Source organism: Bacillus sp. EB V-12, from assembly GCF_056158125.1.
The window spans coordinates 99,177-119,203 of the sequence record NZ_JBUXJL010000009.1 but is presented as its reverse complement, the minus strand read 5'-3'; the positions used below and the strand labels follow the sequence as shown (position 1 = coordinate 119,203).

Sequence of the window (20,027 nt, the reverse complement as noted above, 5' to 3'; positions counted from 1 at the left end):
ATGCTTCTTGTTTCAAAACTAGTAAGTGATAAAAAAGTAGGCATGCTAAAGAAGCCTATTAAAAAGTGATTTTTCGCTAGGCAGCTTGTCTATGCTTCACCGTCGTGTTATACACAATCCCTAGAATATCAAAGACGGTCATATTCTTATGTCTATGACATTTACGACCGTTCTTTTTGAGCAGTTGATAAAGGCGATGCAGAATTTTTAAAAGTTCTTCTGTGCCAACCGCTATCGCTTGAAACAGTAAAGGAAAGTAATCTTTAATCATATAAATCGCTTTGTATTCACTCAGTTCCTGCTTTTTCTTTTCAAGCAGAAACTGTCGCATTTGAAACATTGTAGAAGAACAAAGGAGAATGCCTATGAGTTGCCCATATAAATGACACTCTAGGTGTTCTCTTTTTATATTTTTACATTCATCAATTTCAAAGAATGACTTCCGCGTTTTAAACAAAATTTCAATCTGCCAACGAAGTGAATATAATGAATGCACGTAGTTCGTCGGTACTTCTTCTAGCGACGTGTTCGTGATATATACATTCATGCATGCTCATTAAACGTTTACTTTTATCCTTCATGACAATGCCTTTCTTCTTTTAACGTATTTCTTGGTTTTTCAGACGTATTTGCGTTTGATCATCGGTTAAACGATGGATAATAACACGTGCTGGAAGTTTCTGATTTTGACCAATGTGTATGCCTCGGGGATTTCCATCGTTTCACCAGGGATTAGACCAGACAGCATTTGTGTCATATCAAGCTGGATGTATTCCGTTTGCTTTTTTAACGTACCATTGTTGTAATATTGGCTTAGGTTAAGCTTGTGAAAAAAATATATTCATGTATAATACAATTGATGTATGATACATTAGTTGTAGGAGGGTGACCTATTTGAAAAGAGAAGATGCCTTAAAACTAAGAACAGATATTAAGAAAATGATTATAATAACTGGGGTTTTTGAATCTCAAAATTTGCCCAATGGGCCATTTGAAAAACCTTTACCAACTTCTCAAATGATGGCGTTAGAGGAACTAGAGGTGGAAAAATTAACTGTTTGGCAACTATCCAATAAACTTAGATTAGAGACTTCAACTGTAAGTAGATTGGTAGATAAGTTAGTAAAAAAGGGGCTTATTTATCGTGAAGTAAATGAAAAAAATAGAAGAGAACTTTTTCTGCACCTCACAGAAAAAGGTCACATAACTGTTAATTGCTTAAGAGAGCAATCCATTACATTTTATCAAAGTATTCTCAATAATTTATCAGAATCAGAACAAAAAATAGTTGTGGATGGTTTTGAATTATTTATTGATTCTATTTCTAAGTCTTTTGATTAGAGTGAGGTAAATCATAACATTTGGAGGGTAAAATGAGTTTGGATTTTGAACGTCCTATTATTGAATTAAAAGAGAAATTTGATGAATTAAAGAAAATTATGAAAGAAAATAATGTAGATTTATCGCCAGAAATTCATGTATTAGAAAAACGTTTAAATAAAATGCAAGATAAAATTCATTCTAATATTACACCTTTTCAACGAGTTCAAATTGCAAGGCTACGTAACCGGCCCACGACATTGGACTATATACCTTTATTGTTTACAAACTTTCTCGAACTTCATGGTGATCGATTATATGGTGATGATAAAGCAATGATAGGTGGTATTGCAAAATTTAAAGGGATGCCCGTTACGGTTATTGGTCATCAAAGAGGTAGAAATACAAAGGAAAATATAGAAAGAAATTTTGGAATGGCACATCCAGAAGGTTATAGAAAAGCGCTAAGACTTATGAAACAAGCTGATAAATTTAATCGCCCTATTATTACATTTATTGATACAATAGGCGCCTATCCAGGGAAAGGGTCTGAAGAACGTGGAATTTCTGAAGCGATAGCTCGAAATCTATTTGAAATGGCTACACTTAAAGTGCCAATTGTTTGTATTGTAATTGGAGAGGCATCAAGTGGTGGAGCTCTTGGCATTAGTGTCGGTAACCATATCCATATGTTAGAGTATTCATGGTACTCGGTAATTTCGCCAGAAGGAGCAGCATCTATCCTATGGAAGGACGCTAAGTATGCTCCAGAAGCTGCTGAACATATGAAAATTTCAGCAAAAGATTTAAAACATTTAGGAATTATTGATGAAATCATTCCTGAAATTAAAGGTGGAGCACAAAATGATATAAAATCACAGGCAAAAGTGATTGAATCTGTAATCGAATCATCTCTGAAAAAATTGATACTATTATCCTCGGAAGAGCTTATACAACAGCGGTATGAAAAGTATAGACAAATAGAGAATTATAAATGAAAATATTTAAAGTCCGTATTACATTTCGGAGGATTCTCGCGAAAAAATTCTAAATATTTCGTAATCAGCTTCTTAAACTGGGATATGCTGATACTATTACTCTACAAAAGGTGTGTGATCGGTATGGAAAAGGAAAATTTGTTCAAATGGATGCATTATCACATACCCATCAACTTAAGAAATTGATTGTTCCCGAAAACGAAAAAATGAGCTGAATTCTCATAAATAACTGTAAAAAGGTGAAAATTTCGGTATGGGGGTATCTCAAAAGCTTAGGTTGATGGCAATGGGGGATGGTCATGGAAATAGAAAATTCCGCTAAGTTATTTAGGCTAGATTGTGGTGAAATTTACTTACAAGAGTTTTCCACTAAAGATGCAGAGAGTATTTATAACATATCCAATCAACCGGAAATAGAAAAGTTTTTACCGGACTGGAAATCGACGAAAGAACAAAGGGTTAATTGGGTTGTAAATTATGAAATACCAGAAAATAAAGCGTTTCTTCATGCAGTGAGAACTACGACTAACATAGATGATCACATATTAAGACTAGGAATATTTAAGAAAACCACAAATGAATTTATTGGATGGTGCTGCACAGGTATGAAAGAAGAACTCCCTTCACCAAACAGAGAGATAATGTATGCTATCTCAAATGAACATCAAAATCATGGCTATGCTACAAAAGCGACTAAAGGTTTAATTGACTTTTTGTTTAAAGAAACAAATTTAAATGTCCTTAACGCAATTGCTTTAATTAACAATGTAGCATCAAATAAAGTTATTGAAAAATGTGGGTTTATTTATAAGAGCCAACAGAGGATAGAAAATCAAATATATAATCATTATATATTGAGAAGATCTGAGTGGATAAAAATATAACGTTGGGTAGTAAAAGACCGATAAAGCAATCGGTCTTTTCTCATTTATATAATAAAGGTTTCATATACTTTGTATTTCCTGCTACTATACAATTATTATAAGATAGTTATGCGTTAATTTCAGTTAAAAAAAAGTTTTATTATCAGTTTTTTTAGAAATCTTACAAGCGTGTAAGATAAATGAAAGACGAATCAATATGAGCTGTAAGACAATTCATTTACACTCTGTTATGAGACGTGCAAATGAAGGGAGAATATACATGGAAATTTTACATGCAAAAAGTATTAGTAAAGTATATAAAGGGAAAGTACCTTATAAAGCATTAGTTGATATTGATTTATCAATTCAAGAAGGTGAATTTGTAGGGATTATGGGGCCATCTGGTAGTGGAAAAACAACGTTATTAAATATGGTATCTACTATTGATTCTCCATCATCGGGAGAAATTTTAATAAATGGCACAAATCCTTTCCAATTATCATCAGAAGATTTAGCGTTATTCCGCAGAAAACAATTAGGATTTGTTTTTCAATCATTTAATCTTCTTAGCACACTTACTGTAAAAGAAAACATCGTATTGCCGATGACTTTAGATGGTGTTTCCGTGCAAGAAATGAACAAGCGATTGGAAGAGATTGCAGAGAAGTTAAATATTACAGATATCTTGAATAAAAGAACATTTGAAATATCAGGGGGACAAGCTCAAAGAACAGCAATCGCTCGTGCGATCGTTCATAAGCCGCAATTATTACTTGCAGATGAACCAACAGGGAACTTGGACTCTAAATCTTCAAATGATGTAATGGAGATGCTTGATACTCTAAATAAAGAAGAAAAAGCAACGATGATGTTAGTTACACATGATCCGTATGCAGCGAGCTTTTGCAGCCGAGTAATCTTTATTAAAGATGGTCAACTATATAACGAAATTTATTGTGGTGAAAGTAGGCAAACTTTTTATCAAAAGATTATGGATGTCCTTTCTTTGTTAGGAGGAAAAAGGCATGACTTTTCGTCAGTTCGCATTTAATAATATTTTTCGCAATAAGCGTACATATGCTGCTCATTTTTTAAGTAGTGCATTTTCTATTATGATTTTCTTTACGTATGCTCTTTTATTATTTCATCCTGATTTACAAGGTGAGTTGAAATCGACAAGTGCAACAATAAGTGCATTTGGTACATTGGGATTTTCAGTTTCGCAAGGATTGATTTTTGTATTTTCATTTTTCTTCATTTTATATTCAGTTAGTTCGTTTTTAAAAACGCGTAAGAAAGAATTTGGCGTTTTAATGATGCAAGGTATGTCAATGAGACAGCTTAAAAAGTTATTGTTAATTGAAAATATGTTAATTGGTTTTGGTTCAATATGTATAGGTATTCTTATTGGACTCATATTTTCTAAACTAGTTTTATTAATAAGCGCAAGTGTATTAATGATTAGTAACGGCTTGCCTTTTTATATACCAGTACAGGCTGTATTATTAACAATCATTACATTTCTGTTCTTATTTTTAATTGTTTCGCTAGTAACATTTAAAATGATAAAAGTTACAGAGCTTGTGGAACTGATTCAAGCAGGAGAAAAGCCAAAACCTGAACCAAAATCGTCAATTTTATTATCAATTTTTTCTTTATTTAGTATAGGGTATGGCTATATTTTAGTATTTCGCTTTATCCCAAATCATAGTTTTATTGTGCTAGGAATAGGAGTATTCCTGGTGATTATTGGAACGTACTTTTTATATACACAGTGTAGCGTTTATATATTGCATCTTGCTAAAAGGAGAGAAACTTTCTTTTTAAAGAGAACAAATATACTAACATTTTCAGAATTAATTTATCGTATGAAAGATAATGCAACAATGTTTTTTATAGTATCTATTATATCAGCAGTTGCTTTTACAGCAATTGGCACGACAGCTGCTCTTGGAAATAAAGATTTAGTAAGGATGACGAATCCGTATACATTACTATACATGGCTCCTGAAAACAACAAAATAGCGGATAAACATCTCTCTATTATAAAAAACCATCTGGCTGATGCTAATATTCCGTATCGAATGGCTTCATCTTCATATATATATACAGAAAGTAATGTATATGTAATGAAATTAAGTGAATATAACGAACTTGCGAGAGCGCTAGGGTATCAACAAGAAACGATTGAAAAAGAAGATGAAATGTTATTAATTCCTGGAATGGTATCACAAAAACAAGAATTTAAAAATGGTGATTATAAGAAGAATATTGAAGTCATTCAAGGCGATTGGACAAAGACATTTCATGTGAAAAAAACTGTCGATAATTTAGTTTTGCCACATGATACGAAAGGGATATATATTGCTATTCAAGATCATGTATATGATGGAATTCCACTTAATAGTGGTCCAGATAATGAAGATATTATTCAATATCGTACTTACGGATTTGTTGTAGATGATTGGATAAAAACGAAAGAGGTTTCAAACCAATTAAATAATATATTTGATCAAGAACCTAGAGATATACATTTTGAATTTAGAGCACTAACAATAGAGTTGTTAAGTGCAAAACAAACGAATGGGTTATTACTTATGGCTAGTGTTTTAGTCGGAATCGTTTTCTTCACATTTGCTGCTAGTTTTATTTATTTCCGATTATATACTGATTTGAATCGTGATCAACAGCAGTATAAAATGATTTCGAAAATGGGGTTAAGTAAACGGGAGCTAAAGAAAGTTGTAACGAGACAGTTATTATTAATGTTTTTCTTACCAATTGTCGTTGCAGTAATACACACTGTAGTCGCTTATATGGCATTACAACAATTAGTCGATTTTTCTATTCTAAATAGCTCTATCGTCATTTTAATTTCATTTATATGTATACAAGTTTTATATTTCTTTATAACTCGTTGGCGTTATTTACAAAAGCTTCATAAGACAATGGAACAATAGAGAAAATCAGCAAGTAAGATTGCAGAAAAGCATGTAAAAAAACAATTTGAAGTTATGGAAGGAACTGTGATGAAAAAACAATTATCTATTTTCATATTAAGTATATTATTGTTATTAAGTGTAAGTGCATGCTCTAAAAACGAAAACAGATTTCCAGTTAACGGTGTGTTAATCATTGGAGATGAGAATCATACTGGAGCAATTATGAATCGTTATAAGGAAAACACGAAAGAACAGGAAGCTTTTGCAGTGAAAACAGGTAGATTTGACCAAAAAAGGGTTCTGATAATAAATGAATCTACTGCACAAGCGATGATGAATGCAAAGCTTTTTCGTAAACGTGATCAAGCATCCCTTTCTAAAACGTTAGATACGTTGCCGAACTTTCCAAAAGAAAGTTCCCTATTATTTATAAATGAAGAAGAAAAGAATATAAAAAGTATTGAAATAGAAGGAAACAAGATACCTGTTACATATGGTAGTGATGCTTGGCTTGGCAATAAACGTGACTATGGAGCACTATGGTATATCGTTGTGGCGAAAAATAGTGTGTATAAAGAAATAAAAGCAAATGAAACGAATATGCAACTTCTACACTTGAAAAAGTCATTAGGTGATGAAAACCCTAAAATATCGACAGATAATACGTTGATTAATGAAAAAGTAAAAGTAAGAAAGTTAATTGAAGGTTATAGAGATGAGGTATCAATTCAGTTTGTAACGATTGGAGAAAAATCTTAAAAAAGAGCTCGAGGTTGATGGATACTTTATCAACCTCGAGCTCTTTTTAATACCGTTTAAATAACTTACATTACTTCATTTAATCGAGTCTCACTCGTTTCTTCAATCGCATTTGAATTTTGAACTGAATTATTTTGTGCTTCTTTTTCTTTACGAGCCTTTTGTAGCATTTCAAGGATGATCCATAAGGGAACACCTTTATCCTTTAACATCTTCCATAAATCTAATTCATTAAATTTATGCTCAGGCTGTTTCATTTCTTTTTCAGATAAACGAATATCAAACTTGATAGGATCATTTATTTTCTTACTTTCAAGTTTAGTAGAAGAGATAGTATTATGCTCAAGAGTAGATGGAGTTATTTTAGTAGGTTGAGACAATGTATGAATATTTGATCCGATTTGCATGATTTTTCCTCCTTTTCAAGCAATGAGATTAGTTTTCTTATGGTTTTTAAATCTTTTTAACATGAGGAAACTATATCTAATTATAAATCTAAATAAATAGATTTACAAGTTATATTGTAAAAAGTAAATACTCACTTGAATTAATATTTATCAACATTTTTATATGTTTTCTATATATACAACGTATATAAAATACTTTACATTATGTTTAAGTTGTTAAATTATTCTGTTAATTTCTTAAAAAGAAAAATGTAAACGTTTTATTAGGGGGAGAAAGTATGGGGAAGTTATTTTTAAAAATATGTTTTTTTGCATTAGTGACCGTATGTTCATTCGCAGCGAAAATATCATACGCTGAAGAGAGGCAACAAAATAATTATCCTATCATATTGGTGAATGGATTTGCTGGATGGGGTAGAGAAGAAATGCTTGGCGTAAAATATTGGGGTGGTGTTCATGATATACAGGAAGATTTGAAACGAAATGGTTATACGGTACATACCGCAGCTGTTGGACCTGTTTCTAGTAACTGGGATCGTGCATGTGAATTGTATGCACAAATTAGCGGTGGGACAGTAGACTATGGTGCAGTCCATGCTGAGAAACATGGACATAATCGTTTTGGCAGAACTTATAGTGGTTTTGCGCCGAATTGGAGTGAAACAAATAAAGTTCATTTAGTTGGACATAGCATGGGTGGACAAACGATTAGAACATTAGTACAGCTATTAAAAGAAGGTAGTTTTGAAGAAAAGAATTATGTGAAAAATCACCCAGACACCAAAATATCACCACTATTTGAAGGCGGAAAATCATATGTTCATAGTGTTACAACATTAGCAACCCCTCACAACGGTACAACACTTGCGGATGGGAGTCTTCTACTGCCGTTCGTTAAAGATTTACTCATTACAGCTGCAAGCTTTGGAGGAAACAATAATTTATCATTATATGATTTTAAATTGGATCAATGGGGTATAAAGAAGAATGCTGGAGAGTCCTTTTTCCAATATAGTAATCGTATTCTAAATAGTTCACTTTGGAAAAATACAAAAGATATAAGTCAGTGGGATTTAAGTACAGATGGTGCAAAGGAGTTAAATAATTGGGTAAAGACGCAACCAGATGTGTATTATTTATCCTATAGTGGACATGCATCACAAGCAGCACCTATAACAGGTTTACATTTGCCTCATATAACGATGAATAAAGTGTTAATGGGAAATGCATTTTTCTTAGGTTCTTATGCGAGATATGAAGAAAACCGTCCGCTAGTTGATACTTCTTGGTGGCAAAATGATGGTGTAGTAAATACAAATTCCATGATTGCACCATCTTCTAATGTTGCTGTAAATAATAATGAGTCATTACAGGTTGGAAAATGGAATCATATCGAAACGAAAGCGAATTGGGACCATCTCGACATGGTAGGGTTAAGTGTTTCAGACTCGTTAGGTTTTTCTAGCATTCAAGAGTTTTATAGAACAATTGCTGAAAAGCTATCACGTTTACCGAAATAGGTAATAATAAAGCGCTCTCGATGGAATTCGAGAGCGCTTTATATTATATTGAAAGAGGGATTTGGTAGAAAAATATGGGGGGATATTATGAAAATTCAAGTTGTATTATCAGGATACGGAACAGTAGGCAGAGAGTTTATAAAATTATTAAATGAAAAATATTCATATATATATGAAACATATGGGATTCAATTAGTTGTAAGTGGCGTATTAGGGAGAAATATTGCAATACATAATGAAGAAGGCTTATCTCTTCATCATTTATTGATGTATGGTGGCGGTACCGCTGCAATTGAAAAATATTTAGAGTATCATCCGAAGGAACGTGCAACAACTAGCATAAGTGGTACTGTATTGGTAGAATCAACGGTTACAAATCTTAAAGATGGAAATCCAGGGAAACAATATATGAAACAAGCGATTGAGAAACAGATGGATATAGTAGCAATTTCTAAAGGTGCGCTCGTTACAAACTGGAGAGAAATAAATGAAGCAGCAAGAGGCGCAAATGTACGAATTCGATATAGCGGTGCAACAGCCGCTGCACTACCGACACTAGATATTGGACAATTTAGTTTAGCCGGTTGCAGTATTGATAAAATAGAAGGAATATTAAATGGAACAACTAATTATATTCTTACGAAAATGTATGAGGAAGATATGACATTTGAAGAAGCGCTGAAAGAAGCACAAAATAAAGGGATTGCTGAGACAAACCCTATATTAGATATAAGTGGTTCAGATAGTGCGTGTAAATTGTTACTTTTGACTAACAGCTTAATGGAAACAGAGAAAACACTTACTGATATACATATAAAAGGAATCGAGCACGTTACAAAACAGCAAATACAAAATGCTAAGAAACAACATAAAATTATTAAATTAATAGCATCAATATATAAGGATGAGGGTGGCAATGTGAATTTAAGTGTTGAACCGTGCGAAATAGAAAAAGATCATCCGTTAGCAAATGTAAATGGGACCGAAAAAGGAATTACATTCTTTACAGATACGATGGGACAAGTTACTACAATTGGTGGGGCTTCTAATCCACGAGGCGCTGCAGCTGCAGCTTTAAAAGATGTAATAAACTTATATCGAAAAGATTTGTAAGACCGTACCGCCCTTTATAAAAAATACATATGCCGTGGACCTTTTGAGAATGAAATAAATATGCAAAAATGATTGCAGGGGGTAAGAAATTGTTTAAGGATTTTAAAGTTGTTAAAGAACGTCCCGTTTATATTCAGTTGAAAGATTATTTGAAGAAGATGATTATGAAAGGGCATTTGCTCGGGGATCAAAAAATCCCATCAACAAGGGAACTAAGTGAATTATTAAGTGTGAGTAGAAACACTGTACTCGCTGCTTATGCAGATTTAGAGCAAGAAGGACTCATTTATGCAGTTAAAGGAAAAGGGAACTTTGTTGCGAAGGTGGATATATCTAACACTTCGTCTGTTGAAATAGATTGGAAAAAGAAACTTAATACAGTGACCGCATTAGCGGATGAATTAGATTTAATGAAACATGGTGTTCGTTGGGAAAAGGGAATGATTGTTTTTAATAGTATAGCCCCGGATGAGAAGCTATTTGATGTTGAAAATTTCAAAAGAGCTTTTCTTACTCGTATGTCCATTGAAGGAGACATCGTATTGAACTACGGATATGCAAAGGGATATAGACCGTTAATGAATTATTTACTTCATTACATGGAAATGAAAGGTGTAGACATTTCCAATAAAGATATTCTAATTACAAATGGATTTACAGAAGGATTGGATATTGTACTCTCTTCTTTATCAAAAAAATCCGGTCGTGTCATTTGTGAGAATCCAACTCACCACGCTGCACTTAAGCTTTTCCGTTTACATGGACTTGAAGTTCATGGGATTGATATGCATGAGGATGGTATTGATACGAATGAAGTTGAAAAAAGTTTGCGTGAAAAAGATTTTGATTTTGCTTATTTAATTCCTTCTTATCATAATCCAACCGGTATTGTTACGAGTTCAGAGAAAAGAACGGAATTGATGAGGTTATTCTCAAAATACAAGGTTCCTATTATAGAGGACGGATTTAATGAAGAATTACGTTATTCAGGTTCACATTTAGCTCCATTATTAACTTTTGCTGGAGCTGGCAATAATGTGATTTATATTAGTAGCTTTTCAAAGGTACTTTTCCCTGGTTTACGTGTAGGCTGGATTATTGCAGATAAAGAGCTGATTCATTATTTAGAAAGCGTAAAAAGAGCAAGAACGATCCACACATCTACGTTAGATCAAGCTGTTCTGTTTCAATATTTACATGAGGGATATTTTGAGAAATATTTAAAAAAGGCAAGATCTGTTTATAAGAAAAAATATGAGTTAGCTGTCGGGGCATGTAACCAGTACATTCCTTTTAAAAGAATGACTGGAGATGGTGGACTGCATTTATTTATAGAGCTAGAAGAGCATATGAATGCCCGCACACTTTTACAAAAGTGTTATGAGAAAGGCGTTACGTTTTCACCTGGAGATGTTTTTTACTCTGATGGAGAAGGAGCGAACACTTTCCGATTAGGGTTTTCGCGCTTGAAAGAAGAAGAAATAGTTCGGGGAATTAAAATAATTGGTGATACATTAAAAAATGAAATTTGGAGTTGAGAAAATGAAAATCGGTGTTATTATGGGCGGGGTATCGTCTGAAAAACAAGTTTCAATTATGACGGGGAATGAAATGATTGCTCATTTAGATAAAAATAAGTATGAAATAGTTCCAATTACATTAAATGAAAAAGTGGATTTAATTGAAAAAGCGAAAGACATTGACTTTGCGTTGCTCGCATTACACGGAAAATACGGAGAAGATGGGACAGTTCAAGGAACACTGGAGAGTTTAGGGATTCCTTATAGCGGAAGTAATATGTTATCTAGCAGTATATGTATGGATAAAAATATTTCGAAAAAGATTTTACGTTATGAAGGTGTAGAAACACCAGATTGGATTGAACTTACAAAAATGGAGGATCTAAATCTTGATGAGTTAGATAAGTTAGGATTTCCATTAGTAGTAAAACCAAACTCTGGCGGATCGAGTGTCGGAGTGAAAATCGTTTATAATAAAAATGAATTGATCTCAATGCTAGAAACTGTATTCGAATGGGATTCTGAAGTAGTAATTGAGAAGTATATAAAAGGTGATGAAATTACATGTTCAATTCTGAATGGAAAACAGTTACCTATAGTTTCAATTCGACATGCAGCCGAGTTCTTTGACTACAATGCAAAATATGATGATACTAGTACAGTTGAGGAAGTTATCGAACTTCCAGCAGAAATTAAGGAACGTGTAAATAAAGCGTCACTTGCTTGTTATAAAGCATTAAAATGTAGTGTTTATGCAAGAGTTGATATGATGGTGAAGGACGGAATTCCATATGTAATGGAAATTAATACATTACCAGGGATGACACAATCAAGTTTATTGCCAAAAAGTGCAGAAGCAGCGGGGATTAGTTATAGCAAACTATTAGATATGATTATTGAAACATCATTAAAAGTTAGAAAAGAAGAAGGGTTTTAAGGGAATTATATAACGAATTTTTTTGACAGTTTCACGAAGTATGCTATGATGAATACATTATAAAAACAAAATATTTATCCACTAGGGGGGCCTCTTATAGGCTGAGATCAAATGTGATTTTGAGACTCTTAGTACCTGATCTGGTTAATGCCAGCGTAGGGAAGTGGGAAAGACGTTGCTATTTAATGAGTAAATAAATACTGTCGATTTCACTTTCTTTACGCCTGTAAAGAAAGTTTTTTTATTTTACAGCTTTAATAATTGTGGATAAATACTTATATTTTATACATTATTGGAGGGATTTAAATGACTTTTTCACAATCATTACGTAAAGAAGTAGATTCAATTTGGGAAGCGAGTTTTAACCATCCTTTTGTAAAAAAACTTGGTGAAGGAACGTTAGATTTAGCTAGTTTTCGCTATTATGTGCTTCAAGATTCATATTATTTGAGTCATTTTGCTAGAGTACAAACATTAGGAGCTGCAAAAGCTCTTGAATTAGAAACGACAGCTCGTATGGCACACCATGCCCAAAATACATATGAGGCGGAATTATCATTACATGAGAATTTTGCGAAGAAATTAGGGATAACAAAAGAAGAAAAAGATAATTTTATCCCTGCTCCAACTGCATACGCATATACTTCACATATGTATCGTGCTGCGTACGAAGGACATTTAGGCGATATCATTGCAGCAATTTTACCTTGCTATTGGTTGTATTATGAAATTGGCGAACGCTTAAAAGAGTGCCAGCCGGAAGAGCAAATTTATGACGAATGGATTTTTGCTTATGGATCTGATTGGTTCCGTACGCTAGTTGAAGAGCAAATTACACGTTTAGATACTATCGCTGAAAAAGTAACAGAGGCAGACCGCAAACGTATGAAACAGCATTTTATTATTAGCAGTCAATATGAATATTCATTTTGGGAAATGGCTTATACATTAGAAAAGTGGCCAGTGGATACAGACGTAAAAGACGTAATTGGATAAAGAATAGAAGTAATGTTATAGATAGGTATGGATCATACCTATCTATATATTTTTTCTTGTCAAATTTGCGTAAAGTCATTAGTGCTACGGATATGGCGAAATAGAATATCGATAATTTAGCTCATTTACTTGTCTACGCATTAACTGGATAAACTTCTGTCACATTTATTTTACAATCAAAGAACGTAAATGTTGGTGGTATGAAGTTAAATAAGAAAAGAAACCCGAGCTGTTAGCTGTAACGGAGTTGTTTTTTCTTTGCAGGAATTTCTAAATTATCATGGAGTGTTGTTAATACGATATGCAAATATGCATATCGTATTTTTTTTGAGCTCTTTATGTGTTAAAATCAGATATAGAGATATGGAAATATAAAGAAGCAAAAGCAGGAATATCCAATGAATTTTGAGAGGTGTTATATGTTTACAAATAAGAAATTAATTCGATTTGGTTTATCGTTATTTGTATTTTTAGGGATAATTAATTTTACAATCAGCTATTTCCAAACATATCTTGAAACAGCAGCAGATATTAAATGGATAATTCCAGAAATTTGGAAAACCATTTTGCTAGATGTTCCTCAAGGGATACTTGTTCTTTTAGGCGCAATTGCTTTATATGATTTCACAAAAGAGGCATCACAAAAAGACGCATCAATCTAAGTGTGTCTTTTTTCTATTAGGAATTTCATAGAGAGTTTTACTGGAGAAATAGAATGAAAAGCCCTAATTAGGGCTTTTTTTGTTGGAATTTCTTATCCGTCATAGAAACCGGTCACTTGGAGGTGTTATAGCGAAAGCCATTTACAGTACAGAAAAATCTAAGCAGCAGACGGAAATATATAGGATATGGCATCATAATTATTGAGAAATTAATTGAACTTAGTAAGTATGAAGATATGACGCTAGAATTCATATTTTTTAATTTTTATTTATCCCGCTATTTGCCGGGCAGTAAGCCCCCCCCTCAAAATTCAGCGGAAGCAAAGAAGTTAGGTAGGGGATGAACAAAACCCCACTGATTAAAGTTTCACTTTATAAAAATGAGCCCATAGTAAAAATAGGTATATGAACAAGGTGCATCATCTAGTGATAAGTCATACTTTGTTGGTGTACGTATTGAACTTAGTTTATAGCGCTATTTCTACTTAGATGTAACGAACAGGAATATAGGGAAGTATCGATGAGGTTGTATTTTATAAACGGAGGTTATGAAAATGAATCAGTTTCAACAAGAACTACAAGCGTTAAGCCTTAATGATTACCGGTCTGGAAATATTGTCTATTGGGACCAGCAAAACCAATATCCATATTACTATATTGAAGATGCTGCTCGTCGCTGTGGCGGTTGTGGTCGTTGTGGCGGTTGTGGTGGAGGTCGTTGTGGCGGCTTCCGTTGTGGTGGCTTCCGTTGTATTGGTTGCTTCGGTTGTTTTGGTTGCGGAGGCTGTGGCGGTTGTGGCGGCTGTGGTGGTTGCTCTAACTGTTTTGATGGTTTTACTGATACTACCGGTACTATTGTAACGTATGAATATTGATAACATCTATCTTGCTAGTTGCGGGCAGTAACATCCCCAAAAAAATTCAGCGAGAGCAAAGAGAAGTTAGGTGGCGGACTGCCCATAAAAGCCCGATTGGTGAGAGCTGATTAAAGTTTCACTTTATCAATAAAAAAACATTAGTTATATGTACGTGCCGACAAAGAATATAGCCATTTTTAATGGATATATTCAATCATTCAAGTGAAAGAGTAACAATAAGATATATAGATGTAATCAAGATGTGATGGATAAAGCAATGACTAGATTTAAAATCTAATCATTGTTTTTTTCTTATGGTTTTGTCATTAAATATCTGTCTAGTTTAGGCATTGCTTCCTTCTAGCTAATGATTTTATTACAACCGTGTAAGGTTAATGTAATGTTAATCGATAGTAAATGAAGTTGCTTAAGTGTATTTTAAATAAGATTAAAAAGTACTGTTTATCTACAAAATAATAGGGTAAATACTATGTAATTAGGAAGTGTATGAATATGGTTGAACTAAAATCTATTTTCCATTCGTATAAACTAAAGAGAAAAATAGCTAAAGATTTATACGGAAAAAGAGATGAATTATCACTGTTATTAAATGAATTTAATAATATGAAATGTACAGTAACATCTGAAAAGAAGAAAAATAATATATTATCTCGTTTGCAACTAATTTATCAAAATATGAAATTAGATAAGCAGTATCCTCTATCAGTTGCTTTTGATAGTAAATTATTGGAGCGATTAGAAAAAGAACCTCTACATACTATTGAGGATGGTGTAACATGTTTACATCTAATGTTAGATGTGAATTATGAGAAAATAAAACAATATGGTTCGAGTACAAGTAGGTCATTTGTTCCATTATCGCAGTCTTCTATTTGTCTTGCTGATTGTATTTGTTTAACAGGAGTTGTAGTAGGTTTACTAGGAGCAATTTCATTTGGGGGATTACTGTTATCTATATGTTCAATTACATAAAGGTTGATATTTGTAAAAAGGGCACCGAATTAAGGTGTTCTTTTTTGGTTTTTTTGTAAAGATATTGTAAATGATAAGTACAATGCATTAAGTGTAATGTATAATTCGAATGTATCAAAATTAAAATATAGTAGAGGTGTTATACATGATAATTACTTTGAATTTTTAAAAGAGTTGGTTTGATAATAATTTATGTAGATAAACAGTTTTTACGTTTCTTTTAAATACTTGGTTTAAATGGATTAGATTAAGTAACTATTGTTCTAGCTTTTTGATAATCAAGACAACTGAAGAAAGGAAGGAATCATTTTATGAAAAAATTAAGGCTGCTAACATTTGAAAATATAGTAGAACCCCTTTTAAATGAAAAGGTATCATTTATATACTTTCCTATTGAATGGCTGGACATCGTAGAGATACATTATAAGACATTTTTATTAACGAGTAAGTTGAAACGTTTGAATGAAAGATTGTATGATATGTTTTCGGATATATTGTTTATTCAGCATAACCCATACGTATTAAATGAAAATACACCATGGATTGTATCGAAAGAACCTATTAGACAAGAGCAGCTCGATTATATTTTTCAAAGTTGGTATGAGATTATTCATGATTGGAAACCAAATAGATTAGTAGAACCACCAAAATATGAATGGCAATCCGATTTGATTTCTAATTTGCCAGTACTACATGATAATGAAACGTATTCTAAGTGGGTGCCCGCTTTAATCTCACATATTTTTTGTGAGCGTCCTATATATTTAAAAAATACAAATGAAGAAGAAATCTATTTTTCCCCTCTTAGATCACAAAATATTTGTGAGGCGATGTCAGGGCCGATAAAAGATGAAAAAACACAAGATTTTTTCTCCTATGTATATCGATTCGAATGCATAACCCGCGGTGGTGAGAACGCTCCATTATTAAATATTTCAATAGGGATTCGGAGATTTTATCAAGAATATAAGATGTTAGGTCAAACAAACCTTGATATGACAACGTTTGTTTGGCTTTTTTTGATAAAATGCAAACATTTTGCAAACATAGGTTATCCAAAGATACTTTTACCGAAGTTTTTAACAGCTTCTTCCTGCATATTCGGTAAAACATGAGAATAGACACTTAATGTCATTGAAATATCTGTATGACCTAATCGCTCACTGATGATTTTAGGGTTAACTCCTTGTTTCAATAGTAGAGTGGCGTGTGTATGTCTTAAATCATGGAATTTAATTTCTTTTATACCTACTTTGTGTGTCATCCTAATGAAACTTTTTCTGAAATGTGCTCTTTTTATTATTCTTCCAAACTCATTACAATTTATTAAATCTTGATCTAGATAAGCAGAACCAAACCTTAATTTCTCTTTATTGATTAAAATTTTATGCCTTTTTAAGGCTGCTATTGTTTCATTTGGTACAGGAATTGTACGTTTTGATGAATTTGTTTTTGCCGTTTTTTTGATTTTATTGTCATGACCGGATGTTTGATTTATTGTAACAGTATGTTTTTCAAAATCAATATCCTGCCATCGTAACCCTAGAACTTCTCCCAGACGCATACCTGTAGTTATTGCAAGTAGATACCCAATGTGATATCGTGATTCTTGTGAATGAGCTAAAAACTTTTTTACTTCTTCCTCTGTCCAAGTCTGGATAGGGGTTTTTTCTTTTTTAGGTATCTCAGCAAAATCTGTTGGATTTCGAGAAATAATATTTTGTTTTACGGCTAGGTTTAAAGCGCTCTTTAAAATTCTATGCATAAGCAGAATAGAATTGTTTGCAATCCCTTTATCTATCGCAGTCTTATAACATTTTTGAATGTGTATAACATTTAGTTTATGGAGCGCAACCATTCCTATACTAGGTATAACATGTTGGTTGATAAATGCCTTATAGCCAGCAAAGGTACTCTTTTCTATGCTCATACTTTTAATTTCTAGCCAATGATTTAGATAATCTTTTAACGTAACTTTAGATGGTTCTATAAAAGTTCCTTCATTCAACTCGGTAATCTTCTTTGCCACATCAGCCTGTGCTTCTTTTTTTGTCTTATATCCAGAAAACCACTTCTGTCTTCTTTTTCCTGTCTCTGGATCAGGACCGATATCAATAACGATACAGTATTTATTTCCTCTTTTTCGAATATGTCCTTTCACTTAAAACACTCCTTCATTTGTTTTGAATCATGTTGTATAAGTCTAGTTGTAATTTTGCTGCTATGAAAATTACATGTTTGGACATATCAGCGATGGATATATTTTACCATATATGAACAGAATTGATTATTTAATATATTTGTTGTTTTTTACAAAAATTAATTTTATAAAAGAATTTTGTATATTTAAGGAAATATTTTCATTTAGAATATTTTATTTGGAATAGTACATCTTATATATATCATATTTTGTACAATTAATATTTTCTTAATTGAGAAATGATTTTTATTTGGAGTGAGATATATGGAGAGGAAAAAAAAATGGGAAGGATTAAACTCTAAAAATCTATCTGCTAGTTCAATGGATTCGAGTTTAATAGGACCGACATTGCCACCGATTTCCTCATTTACTCTACCAACGGGAGCAACAGGTCCAACAGGTCCAACGGGAGCAAGTGGAGCAACAGGTCCAACAGGTCCAACGGGAACAAGTGGAGCAACAGGTCCAACGGGAACATGTGGAGCAACAGGTCCGACAGGCCCAACGGGAGCAACTGGAATAACAGGTCCAACAGGAGCAACTGGAGCAACTGGAATAACAGGCCCAACAGGTCCAACGGGAGCAACTGGAATAACAGGTCCAACAGGAGCAACTGGAGCAACTGGAATAACAGGCCCAACAGGTCCAACGGGAGCAACTGGAATAACAGGCTCAACAGGTCCAACGGGGGTAACCGGAATAACAGGCCCGACAGGTCCAACGGGAGTAACAGGAGTAACAGGTCCTTCAGGAGGCCCGGCAGGTCCAACAGGTCCAACAGGTCCAACAGGTCCTTCAGGAGGTCCAATAGGTCCAACGGGAGCAACTGGAATAACAGGCCCAACAGGTCCAACGGGAGCAACTGGAATAACAGGCCCAACAGGTCCAACGGGGGCAACTGGAATAACAGGCCCAACAGGTCCAACGGGAGCAACTGGAATAACAGGCCCAACAGGTCCAACGGGAGCAACTGGAATAACAGGCTCAACAGGTCCAACGGGAGTAACCGGAATAACAGGCCCGACAGGTCCAACGGGGGTAACCGGAATAACAGGCCCAACAGGTCCAACGGGATTTGAATCTGCATTCAGAGCTTTCAAATCTACTGATCAGTCCGTTACTGCTAATACACTGTCTATAGTAACATTTGAAACTACACAATTCGATTTAAATGGTGAATATGATGGTGTATCAACATTTATACCGCAACAAGATGGAGTATATTTAATTATTACTACTATAATTTTTAGTCCTACTGATGATACTCTAAATTATGTGACGGAAGTATTTATAACAGTTAACAGTGCTTTAATAGCAGGAGATGATAGCTTTTTTGGTGGAAATACTGGGCTTTTAAATGCGGTAACAGTTTCTACCATTGTACAATTGAATGCAGGGGATATGGTGCAAGTCCAAGCCGGTAGTACCATAGATGGCGTTATTGCATCTCCGCTTCTTACAAATTTTCAAGCTGCGAGGTTTCCATCACCAGTTCCAAATACACTTTTCTTGTTAAATAATGTATCTGCAGATTGGAGTAAAAGGCCGTTTAGCAGAAAATCATAATTATGTTCATTTTAAAAATAGCGTGAAGAAAATGATGAATTTAAATTAATATTGTTTATTAAGAATAAGAAAAGCCACTTAGGTGAGTGGCTTTTCTTATTTTTAAATTATGGGATATACATGTAAAACTAAGCAATCCTCTACATATAAAGTTTGAGTTAAAAGAAAAATGTAATTAGTGTGGTTACAACGAAAAGGATTATCAAATGCAATATTGCATAATTTATTTGAAAGGGTAAAAAACTAGGTGTTTATAACTATATTTAACTTTCTCAAGTTTTTTCAGAATATGAGAGAATAGCTGTTTGGGTTATTTGTGATAGAATATTCTTAATAATATAATTTGATGGAACGAAAAAGACCCATAGCGTGTG

Annotated in this window: 17 protein-coding genes, 3 pseudogenes and 1 riboswitch; of the genes and pseudogenes, 17 read left to right on the top strand and 3 right to left on the bottom strand. The window is 33.4% G+C overall.

Going from position 1 to position 20,027, the window contains the following annotated elements; translation table 11 throughout:
* Positions 1-76 precede the first annotated feature (76 nt).
* Positions 77-811: pseudogene (locus tag ACZDYH_RS23480) on the bottom strand (transposase); the annotation flags it as partial.
* Positions 812-894: 83 nt separating this feature from the next.
* On the opposite strand from ACZDYH_RS23480, the gene ACZDYH_RS23475 reads away from it, so the two are divergent.
* From ACZDYH_RS23475 to ACZDYH_RS23450, 6 genes are all read left to right on the top strand, one after another.
* A complete protein-coding gene (locus ACZDYH_RS23475) occupies positions 895-1,341 on the top strand; it encodes a MarR family winged helix-turn-helix transcriptional regulator (protein ID WP_016122572.1) in 447 nt (148 codons plus the stop codon).
* A 32-nt stretch (positions 1,342-1,373) separates the two neighbouring features.
* On the top strand, positions 1,374-2,318 hold the full coding sequence (locus ACZDYH_RS23470) for an acetyl-CoA carboxylase carboxyltransferase subunit alpha (protein ID WP_000050722.1): 945 nt from the start codon (positions 1,374-1,376) through the stop codon (positions 2,316-2,318).
* Positions 2,319-2,617: 299 nt separating this feature from the next.
* Positions 2,618-3,202, top strand: a complete 585-nt coding sequence (locus tag ACZDYH_RS23465; RefSeq protein WP_000402112.1) for a GNAT family N-acetyltransferase — start codon at positions 2,618-2,620, stop codon at positions 3,200-3,202.
* Positions 3,203-3,461: 259 nt separating this feature from the next.
* The gene (locus ACZDYH_RS23460; RefSeq protein ID WP_000404283.1) at positions 3,462-4,232 is read left to right on the top strand and encodes an ABC transporter ATP-binding protein; all 771 of its coding nucleotides are present in this window, start codon (positions 3,462-3,464) and stop codon (positions 4,230-4,232) included.
* Positions 4,207-6,141 carry an ABC transporter permease gene (locus ACZDYH_RS23455; protein WP_000144159.1) on the top strand — a complete coding sequence of 645 codons (1,935 nt, stop codon included), beginning with the start codon at positions 4,207-4,209 and terminating at the stop codon, positions 6,139-6,141. Before ACZDYH_RS23460 ends, ACZDYH_RS23455 begins: the two co-directional genes overlap by 26 nt.
* 69 nt (positions 6,142-6,210) lie before the next feature.
* Positions 6,211-6,882, top strand: a complete 672-nt coding sequence (locus ACZDYH_RS23450) for a lipoprotein BA_5634 family protein (RefSeq protein WP_139849668.1) — start codon at positions 6,211-6,213, stop codon at positions 6,880-6,882.
* A gap of 65 nt (positions 6,883-6,947) precedes the next feature.
* Here the strand turns inward: ACZDYH_RS23450 and ACZDYH_RS23445 are convergent, their stop codons facing one another.
* A complete protein-coding gene (locus tag ACZDYH_RS23445) occupies positions 6,948-7,289 on the bottom strand; it encodes a DUF3914 domain-containing protein (RefSeq protein ID WP_001165514.1) in 342 nt (113 codons plus the stop codon).
* A gap of 278 nt (positions 7,290-7,567) precedes the next feature.
* Here ACZDYH_RS23445 and ACZDYH_RS23440 point away from each other — a divergent pair, with 278 nt between their 5' ends.
* The 10 genes and pseudogenes from ACZDYH_RS23440 to ACZDYH_RS23395 form a co-directional block, all read left to right on the top strand.
* Positions 7,568-8,809 (top strand): esterase/lipase family protein, encoded by a 1,242-nt coding sequence (locus ACZDYH_RS23440; RefSeq protein ID WP_017656678.1) that lies wholly within the window; start codon positions 7,568-7,570, stop codon positions 8,807-8,809.
* 87 nt (positions 8,810-8,896) lie between these two features.
* The gene (locus ACZDYH_RS23435; protein WP_078404547.1) at positions 8,897-9,922 is read left to right on the top strand and encodes a homoserine dehydrogenase; all 1,026 of its coding nucleotides are present in this window, start codon (positions 8,897-8,899) and stop codon (positions 9,920-9,922) included.
* 89 nt (positions 9,923-10,011) lie between these two features.
* Complete coding sequence (pdxR, locus tag ACZDYH_RS23430) at positions 10,012-11,460, top strand: MocR-like pyridoxine biosynthesis transcription factor PdxR (protein ID WP_458869518.1); 1,449 nt, start codon at positions 10,012-10,014, stop codon at positions 11,458-11,460.
* A 4-nt stretch (positions 11,461-11,464) separates the two neighbouring features.
* Entirely contained in the window at positions 11,465-12,379 is a 915-nt protein-coding gene (locus tag ACZDYH_RS23425; RefSeq protein ID WP_016122576.1) for a D-alanine--D-alanine ligase, read from the top strand.
* A gap of 73 nt (positions 12,380-12,452) precedes the next feature.
* Positions 12,453-12,558, top strand: a riboswitch (TPP riboswitch).
* Positions 12,559-12,685: 127 nt separating this feature from the next.
* Positions 12,686-13,375, top strand: a complete 690-nt coding sequence (gene tenA, locus ACZDYH_RS23420; RefSeq protein ID WP_474887280.1) for a thiaminase II — start codon at positions 12,686-12,688, stop codon at positions 13,373-13,375.
* A 398-nt stretch (positions 13,376-13,773) separates the two neighbouring features.
* Entirely contained in the window at positions 13,774-14,037 is a 264-nt protein-coding gene (locus ACZDYH_RS23415; RefSeq protein WP_016122577.1) for a DUF3937 family protein, read from the top strand.
* Positions 14,038-14,591: 554 nt separating this feature from the next.
* Positions 14,592-14,912 carry a heterocycloanthracin/sonorensin family bacteriocin gene (locus tag ACZDYH_RS23410; protein ID WP_001071364.1) on the top strand — a complete coding sequence of 107 codons (321 nt, stop codon included), beginning with the start codon at positions 14,592-14,594 and terminating at the stop codon, positions 14,910-14,912.
* A gap of 145 nt (positions 14,913-15,057) precedes the next feature.
* Positions 15,058-15,192: pseudogene (locus ACZDYH_RS23405) on the top strand (site-specific integrase); the annotation flags it as partial.
* A 209-nt stretch (positions 15,193-15,401) separates the two neighbouring features.
* Positions 15,402-15,887 carry a hypothetical protein gene (locus tag ACZDYH_RS23400; RefSeq protein ID WP_025687515.1) on the top strand — a complete coding sequence of 162 codons (486 nt, stop codon included), beginning with the start codon at positions 15,402-15,404 and terminating at the stop codon, positions 15,885-15,887.
* A gap of 311 nt (positions 15,888-16,198) precedes the next feature.
* Positions 16,199-16,897 (top strand): annotated as a pseudogene (locus ACZDYH_RS23395) (pPIWI_RE module domain-containing protein); the annotation flags it as partial.
* A 41-nt stretch (positions 16,898-16,938) separates the two neighbouring features.
* Here ACZDYH_RS23395 and ACZDYH_RS23390 read toward each other — a convergent pair.
* A complete protein-coding gene (locus ACZDYH_RS23390) occupies positions 16,939-18,048 on the bottom strand; it encodes a site-specific integrase (RefSeq protein ID WP_116344837.1) in 1,110 nt (369 codons plus the stop codon).
* A gap of 303 nt (positions 18,049-18,351) precedes the next feature.
* Here ACZDYH_RS23390 and ACZDYH_RS23385 point away from each other — a divergent pair, with 303 nt between their 5' ends.
* Complete coding sequence (locus tag ACZDYH_RS23385; protein ID WP_474887277.1) at positions 18,352-19,653, top strand: exosporium leader peptide-containing protein; 1,302 nt, start codon at positions 18,352-18,354, stop codon at positions 19,651-19,653.
* The last annotated feature ends 374 nt before the right edge of the window (positions 19,654-20,027 follow it).